An 8833-nucleotide genomic window follows, 5' to 3' on the forward strand; every position below is an offset into this window, starting at 1 on the left:
AGTGTCATCTCATACAGAATTGTGATCATCTGAGTTTCATTAGCTTCTGAAATCCTTCTTGTGTAGTTACTGATCTGCTCTTTGGTCATAATCGTCCTCTTGTGCGAGAATACTGTGCCTTTGGCTTTCAGGTCAAGGTGCTCGCCGCTTGGCCTGTAAAGTAAACGGGTTACTGTTTATATACTTACTGCAAGAGCTGAAGCACTTCGCTAGGTCTTTCATTGGCCTGTGCCAGCATTGATATTCCTGCCTGATCAAGTACTGTCTGAGTTGAATAAGTTGTCATCTCTTCAGCCATATCTACGTCCATGATCCTTGAATATGCCGCTGTCATATTCTCTATTGTTACGTCGATCGACTTATTGGTATGCTCAAGTCTGTTCTGATATGCACCAAGACGGCTTCGCGCCGCAGATATATAGGATATACCGTTCTTGATCTGCTCTATAGCTGCATTAGAATCCTCTAGAGTCTTAGTATTGGCATTGTATACACCAATATTAGAAAGAGACATTGTAGGTATTCTGATATCAAGGTACTGTCCTTCGTTGGCTCCTATCTGAACTGCCATTGCGCCTGTGCCTGTAATCTCAAGCTGTATTGTAGTATATGTAGATATAGTCTCATCTACCCTTAGCTGAACTTCCTGACCATTACTGTTTGAGAATTTGATGATATCGCCATCAACAGTTATGTTGTCATATACATTTCCTTCAGAATCTGTAAGTGTACCTGTTGGAGATGTTATAGAACCGTCATCATCAACTGTCGTTACGATCGTCCTTGTACCTGTCACGCTATCCTCTTCATACTTGCAGGTAAAGCCTGCTATTGTAGCTGTTCCTGCAGGTATTTCATCTGAATAGGTGCTTACTGTAATATTGGAATCTGTAACATATGTACTTGTCGTACTATCATATACTGTTGCATATCCTTTAAGATCAAATGTTCCGTCAAGGAGCTTTTGCCCGTTAAATTCAGTTGTTTCGCTGACTCTTTCAATCTCAGATTTTAACTGCTGGATCTCTTCATCGATAATAGCTCTGTCATCATCTGTATTGGTCTCATTACTTGCTTTAATTGCAAGTTCGCTCATTCTCTGAAGCATATCCTGCATCTCTGCAAGAACTCCGTCTGCTGTTTCTACAATTGAGATTCCGTCTGCATTGGAATCATCAGCTGTATCAAGGCTCTTGATCTGGGCATTCATCCTTCTTGACATCGCAAGACCTGATGGATTGTCCTTGGCATTAGCTATCTTGAGTCCGCTTGAAAGTCTTTCAAGTGATTCTGTGAGCTTGTTGTCTGTTGTTTTGAGTGCATTGTTTGCTACTAACGCAGATACGTTGTAATTAATCTTCATGGTACTTCTCCGTGTCTTTTAAAATGCAGCTTAAGATTCTTTCATCATAGAGAGTGTATCTGTAACTGCCTGTACAAATAGTTCCGCTGTTCTTATCAGACTCGTGTCAGTAGTATCTGCTTCCCTGCTAACTGCTGGTTCACTATTATTGCCTGTTTGTCTTCTTACTCCGTACATGATCGACAGATCATCTGATGATGCATCACCTGTCATTATGTACTTTATATTTTCCATAAAGCGCTTTACTTCAGATCTTCCCTGAGCTGATGTTGTCAGCATTCCGCCAACTTTCTGCGCATCATGAACCTCATCTTTAGTTAGAGACATATCTGCTTTTATAAGGCCGTAATCTTCAGTCTCTATACTTGCCTCTAATTTCTTACTGCTTCCTTCTCCTTTCCTAAAAGAGATATGGAGTGATACTTCACCACTTCCTGTGTCTACAGGGATCTCATAGCTTCCTTTATCTGCAAGCGCCCCTGCAATTGAAAGCTCTTTGTGAAGAAGTCTTATCACACTAAGGTCAATATATGTATCGGCTGTATCCATAGCTGTTTCAAGACTTTGTGTAAGTTTATCAATATTATTCTTATAATTTCCAATATCCTTAAGTTCTTCCAGATCTTTTGATATATCAGCATCATCACCTGTAAGGATATCGCCAAGTGACTTGTCATCACCTTTTTTGATGTTGTCTCTTAGCTTGTTCCAGATATTGTCTGTGACTTTCTTCTTTCTTGAAGCAATTATCTCTTCCATGGCTTCAAGATTTCTGACAGTTACAGGGATACCTGATCTTTCAAGCTCTTCTGCGCTTTCTTTGGCCTGATCGTCTCTTAAAGTATTCCTTATGTCTTCAAGCTGTTTCTTGTTGTATTCCTTTTCAAGCTTCCTGTCATCAGCTTCTTCCATGGCATTTGCAAATTCAGGAAGAAGGGCATCTTCTATTACCTTGCCGCTATCTTCAAAAGCAAACATCTTCTCAGGGCTCATATTCTCATAAGCACTGTCAGCTTTTTCTGAATAATATCTAAAGGCTGTCTCTATCTGGACATCAATAGCAGTATTCTTTCGTTCTCCGGCGCTAAGGCCTCCAAAGTCGTCATCAATCTTAAAATCAATTCCGCGCTTTGATCTTGAAATTGTCCTGTTCGCGGTAAGAAGATTACCTATAGTCATTTCAGAACCTGTTTCAAGGATCATACCTATAGCCGCATGATCAGTGGCTTTAAGATTCTCAAACAGTCTGTAGATTCCTATATAAGACTCTTTTTCCTTATCACTTATCTGCCCGCTGTGCTCAAGCTTATAAAGAAATCTTGAATACTTCTCATTCTGCTTGTCAGGATCCTTGTCCTTATCGTCAAGATAGCTTTCAAGATCATCAAGGGTCATGGATAGAGGATTTCTTCCCTCTCTTATCATGTCAAGGACTGCGGATGGCTTTAACTTATCCATGGTATTTACAAGCTTACTGTCAATACTTCTTACAACTTCAACGCTCTGCTTTGTAACTTCCGCGTGGTTATACGAAAGGATCCTTACAGCGCGCCTGTTATCATCGCTTGCTTCAAGGTCTATGCCCTTTAAAACTTCATCCACATTCTTAAAGGCCTTCTTAATGTCATCTCCAAGATCGCCTCTAACCTGCGTCCCGACTGCTTCGTAGGTCATCTGCGCCTTATCATAGGATGCTTTAAGACTGGTTCCCTTATTGAAGATATCTTCAAGGGTTGCAGACTTAAACTCCTTGGTAAGCGCCATGACTACTGCTGCCGGAGACTCTTTTACCGCCTCAACCTCTCCATTTGTCTTAGTATACAGATCGTATAGGCTTTCAGAATTACTTCTGTCTGGGAAAAGAATATTTGCAATCTCCTCTTTTGCAGCCTTAAGATCCGTTATAGCCTTCTCAACATAAGAAGTATCTATCTGAGTTCCGCTTCTTATGAGGCGAAGGTTAACTTCAGCGCTCATCTCAAATCTTGTCTCTTCTACAAAAAGAGACTTATCTATGTTTACTGCCTTTTGAACAAGGCTCTCTCTATCACTAAGACTTCCTTTGCTTGCGCTCTTGCCGTCAGCTATAGCTGCTGCCGCGCTTTCGATTATCTCTTTTTGAGTAAGTGGAAAAGAAATACTATCTATCTCATTTTTCCTTTGAAGATTATCAGTTGTAAGTGCAAGGCCATCCTTTAAAAGCTGCCTTGCCATATCCTGCATATTCTTATCATCTGCGCTAAATCCGGCTTCCTCTATAACTTCAGAGATTGAAGAAGAAAGATCCTCATATTCAAGGCCCCTTCCTATCTTATTAAGATAGCCGCCTTCCATATAATAAGAGCCCTGGCCATTCTTCTGACCATTGGTTGCATGGTCTGCAAGATAGAAATTGTCTATAGACGGCTCAAGCTTATTGTCCACAAGGAAGTTTTTGGCTGTATCTTTGGGCGTTCCAAGCATAGACCCTTTTTCAACGGCCTTTAGTACATCTTCGATATTTTCCTTACTTGCAGGGATATCATTATGATCAAAAGATTCGATTATATCCTTGGCCATAACGCCGCTTCCAGTAATATCCTTAAGCGTCTCAAGGTCAAGGTCATCATTATATCCGGTAACAACCTGTCCGGACTTTGCAAGAACAGTCTTTACTTTATCAAGAATAGTCACAGCTTCAGAAGGCTCGACATCTTTCATGTCAAAGCCGTCTTCTCTTGCCTTGTTATAGTCTTCAAGGGACATAGTGTGTGACATTACAACATCAAAATTATGGAAATTTTCAAAATCAGACCCGTTCTTATCAAGACTTTGTGCAAGTATGCTTGTCTTTTGGGAATAACCGTCTATATCATGTCTTCCCGAATTAAGATCAACGTCAGCACTCTTTAATGAACCTATAGAGCCAGACATTGAGCCGCCCTGTATGTTTGAAGAGCCCAAAGACTTAAAAGCGTCGCTACTTCCTACAAATGATCCTATTCTATCTGATATGTTTTCATCAGGGGATGCCATAAACTGCCCCAGAGCCGATACGTTAGTCATATAAAACCTCAAATGCTTTCTCTGCCGGCACGTCCTGTTATGGCTTGGAGAAAAAAATAAAGTGCGGCTGCATATCCTTTGCAGTCACACTTTATTTCGGCACATTATATCAGATTCTTAACCGTATTTGAATTTAGTCTTTTATTTAGTGATTAAATCAGTCTTTTTAGTCTTATTTAGAAGTCTTGGAAGCCTTTTTGGTTGAAGCCTTCTTAGTGGATTCTTTAGATGATTCTTTGGCAGAGTCTTTAGAGCTTTCCTTTTTGGAGGATTTCTTGTCAGAATCCTTAGCATCAGAATCCTTAGTATCATCTTCCTTGGAACGAGATTCACTTCTAAGAGTTCTCTTGGTACGCTCAGTTCTTACCATTGATTCCTTCTTTGAAGGGTCCTGAAACAGGAATACTTCAGCTGCATATGGAGGAAGATCAAAAGTCAAAGAATAATCTTTGTAATCACAAAGGCCAGGCTGAGCCTTGATCTTATCCGGAATTCCTGTACCCATTCCTCCAAATCTTGTATCTGCACTGTCAAGAAGATGAGTGTAGTTTCCTGCAAAAGGAACTCCTACCTTAAAGTCCTTCCACTCCATTGGAGTGAAGTTGATAACAAACAAAAGGTTATCCTTGCCATTTGATGCTTTACGGATAAAGCTGTATGTGCTTCTGTCTGAGTCATCAGCATTGATCCACTCAAAGCCGCCCCAGTTATTATCAATTTCATAAAGGGCAGGATACTTGTTATAGAGCTTTAACAGCTCTGCGACATAATCCTTCATTCCTCTGTGAAGAGGCTCTGCAAGAAGTCCCCAATCAAGCTCTCTCTTCTCACTCCACTCACGGTTCTGACCAAAATCCTGACCCATGAAGAGGAGTTTCTTACCTGAGTGACCGAACATAAATGTATATCCGGCTCTGAGATTTGCAAACTTATCTGTTTCATAGCCTGGCATCTTCTCAAGCATTGAGCACTTAAGATGTACTACTTCATCATGAGACAGAGGAAGAATATAATTCTCAGCCTCATTGTAGCTCATGGCAAAGGTCATCATATTATGTGCGCCCTTACGGAAGTAAGGATCAAGCTTCATATATTCACAGAAGTCGTGCATCCAGCCCATATTCCACTTAAATGAGAATCCAAGGCCGTCATCTTCAAGCTTGCCTGTTATTTTGGGCCATGCTGTTGACTCTTCTGCAACAGTCATAAATCCAGGATATGTACCATGGATAACGCTGTTCATGTGCTTGAAGAATTCTATTGCTGCAAGATTCTCATTGCCGCCATATTTATTAGGAACCCACTGGCCGTCTTTTTTGCCATAATCAAGATAGAGCATTGATGCTACTGCATCTACTCTTATTCCGTCGATGTGGAATTTACGGATCCAGTAAAGTGCGTTAGCTATGAGGAAGTTCTTGACTTCATTTTTTTCCAGATTGAAGATCTTGGTTCCCCAGTCAGGATGTTCACCCTTCCTCGGATCCGGATCTTCGTAGATGCACTGGCCATCAAAGCATGCAAGGCCATGAGCATCAGGGCAGAAGTGCGCCGGTACCCAGTCAAGGATTACACCTATATTGTTTCTATGGAGAAGGTTTACAAGATACATGAAGTCGACAGGCTCTCCATATCTTGCAGTTGGAGCATAATAGCCTGTTACCTGATAGCCCCATGAGCCATCGAATGGATGCTCAGCTATACCCATAAGCTCGATATAGTTGTAATTCATCTCTTTAAGGTACTCTACTATACGGTCTGCAAACTGGCGATATGTATAGAAACCATCTTCTGTTCCATCAGGATGTTTCATCCAGGAACCGATGTGACATTCGTAGATTGCTATTGGTTGCTTGTTGAGATCTTTTTGGGATATTTCACTTGTCCACTTGTCATCGGACCACTTGAATGCTGAAAGGTCTGTAGTCCTTGATGCTGTTCCCGGACGAAGTTCAGAGAAGTTAGCATAGGGATCTGCTTTGTAAAGCTTGTCCCCGCTCTTGGTTGTGATCATATATTTATATAACTCACCAACTCCTACACCCGGAATAAAAAGCTGCCATATTCCGGTCTTAAGTCTTTCCATTTCGTGGGCGTCTTCATTCCAGCCGTTAAAGGAACCTATTACATGAACACTTTCTGCATTTGGGGCCCATACGGCAAAAAACATTCCCTTTTTGCCATTTTCTTCGGATGGATGAGCACCCAGTTTTTCGTAGATTTCATAATGAGTTCCGTTGCCAAACAGATACTCATCAGCTTCAGAGATAAATACCTTATTTCCCATACAAAACTTCCCGCCTTTAATGTCTATTCTTATTTATGGTCTACCTTTTCAAAATCTTTCTCAGTGAGAATTATCATATCCTCTTCATCATATCTCTTATTAAGCACTACGTCAAAGAAATGACTGATGGTCTTTTTTTCGGCACTTCGAATTGCTTCATCAACAATGTCTCGTACCTCTGAAATTGTTACATCATGGTCTATGGTCTGCATCTCTTCAATTCTTGAATGCAAGGAGAGCATACCAAAGTTATCGATCTTGTATTCACGCTCAAGGGCATACTGCTTGGCATATGCTACAAGTGACTCGTTATCAAGAGCTTCTACATCAACTCTTACGTTAAAGCAGCCTGAAAGCTCAGGATGACGCTTTAACAGACGGTCCATATCCTTATGGTTATCTTCCATAACGATGATGATACCGTGCTTGTCAGCTGTAAGCTCCTTGTACAAAGACTCAACAGTATCCGTCTTCATATCAGCTGCACGCTGGATTATGAGCGCACCTGAATCAAGCTTCTCTATTACTGTGCTTACATTCTTCCTGTTAAGAGCCTGCGCTGTTATCTTGGCAACTTTACCGGAAAAGCCCGATCCGCTTGCCTGAACAGACTTGATAAGACCCTTGGCAAGATTTATAGTGCCTGTGCCTTCTTCGCCTGTTACTATAGCGTTGTTGGTTGCTGGTGACATATTAAGTGAATCAATTGCCCGAATGATCTGCTTTCTGGACTTACGATGGTGAATATAGGGTCCGAAAAGTTCTTTCTCCTCCGGCGTCATTACACGTACCCTGGTATCCAATTCTTTCGCCTCCGACTCTGTCTCCGCTTCCCCTTCGGAAGGGCCGGCATCCTGTGCATTGTTTACTTTGGTATTATCACTTTCTGTTTCTGGTACAGATTCTATTACATCTTCACTTGCAGCTTCGGTGCTCTTTGAAGATTCTTCACTTGAAGTTTCGGTGCTATTTGAAGATTCTTCACTTGAAGTTTCGGCGCTCTTTGAAGATTCTTCACTTGAAGTTTCGGTGCTATTTGAAGAATCTTCTGATGAAGCTTTAGAAGAGTCTTCTCCTGGATCCTCTTTACTTTCATCCTCTGAATTATCTGTTTCATCATAGTTGAATGTTTCTCCCAGACTCATCTCAACTACTTCTTCAGTATATTCAGGAATTTCAAGTGCAGATGACTCGTCCTTTTCTACAATTGTGATCTTCCTCTTAGCGGATTTTAAATTCTCGAGCGGTAAGTCTGTGCCATCTTTGAAGGCGTCCTCTTTGGAAGTTTCTTTGGAAGTCTCTTCTTTGTCACTTGTCTCCTGGTCTAAAGCTTCTGTATCTGAAGCTTCTATATCTGAATCTTCTGTATCATCTTCTACTGAATCAGCATCTTCTACGTCAGATTCTTCTGCATCCGCTTCTTCGGATTTATCATCTTCTTCGTCAGGCTCTTCTGCACCCGCTTCTTCGGATTTATCATCTTCTACGTCAGATTCTTCTGCACCCGCTTCTTCGGATTTATCATCTTCTTCGTCGGGCTCTTCTGTATCTATATCTTCTTCGGATTCATCATCTTCTTCATCAGGCTCTTCCTGACCAAGCTCAAGATCAAATTCATTAATATCAGAAGTCTCATCAGATGAATCTGTATCAGCTACGATTTCTTTAATGTCGTTGTTTAAAGCTTCCTGCTTGTCTTCAGCTTCATCTAAAATATCAGACTTATTAGAGCTTTCAGATTTTGCAGCATCATCAGATCCTTTATTATCTTCATCAGATACTGCCTTATCAGAAGCAGATGCTTCTACACTACTATCAGCTTCCTTACTGTCATCATCTTCAAGCTTGTCAAAATCCATGACATCATCTTCATCCATGAGCATTTCTTCATTAGCTCGTTTGATGCCTTCTGCTCCTGCCTTGACAAAAGGCTCAGTTGAAGGCTTTATAACATTGCCCGCATGACTAAGAAGTGCTCTTCCTGCATTCTTCTCAGGCTTTGGACGATTGCCGCCCATGAGTTCACGCTTAACTTCTTTCTCCATTTCCTTCTGGAGATCATACTTAACGTCCTCATCATACTGGCTGATAACTGTGCTTATCTTGTCCTGAACACGCTTTGCAACTTCCTCTTCCTG

Annotated in this window: 4 protein-coding genes; all 4 read right to left on the reverse strand. The window is 41.2% G+C overall.

Features of this window, described 5'->3' with window-relative positions:
- Positions 1-184 precede the first annotated feature (184 nt).
- Entirely contained in the window at positions 185-1363 is a 1179-nt protein-coding gene (locus K6G87_RS11295) for a flagellin N-terminal helical domain-containing protein (protein WP_296837192.1), read from the reverse strand.
- Positions 1364-1393: 30 nt separating this feature from the next.
- The gene (locus K6G87_RS11300; protein ID WP_296837195.1) at positions 1394-4408 is read right to left on the reverse strand and encodes a DUF6240 domain-containing protein; all 3015 of its coding nucleotides are present in this window, start codon (positions 4406-4408) and stop codon (positions 1394-1396) included.
- 172 nt (positions 4409-4580) lie between these two features.
- Positions 4581-6695 (reverse strand): 1,4-alpha-glucan branching protein GlgB, encoded by a 2115-nt coding sequence (gene glgB / locus K6G87_RS11305; protein ID WP_296837197.1) that lies wholly within the window; start codon positions 6693-6695, stop codon positions 4581-4583.
- A 29-nt stretch (positions 6696-6724) separates the two neighbouring features.
- Positions 6725-8833, reverse strand: a 2109-nt coding sequence (locus K6G87_RS11310; RefSeq protein ID WP_296837199.1) for a hypothetical protein, incomplete at its 5' end; no start/stop codon positions are given.

The organism is Butyrivibrio sp., from assembly GCF_024699075.1.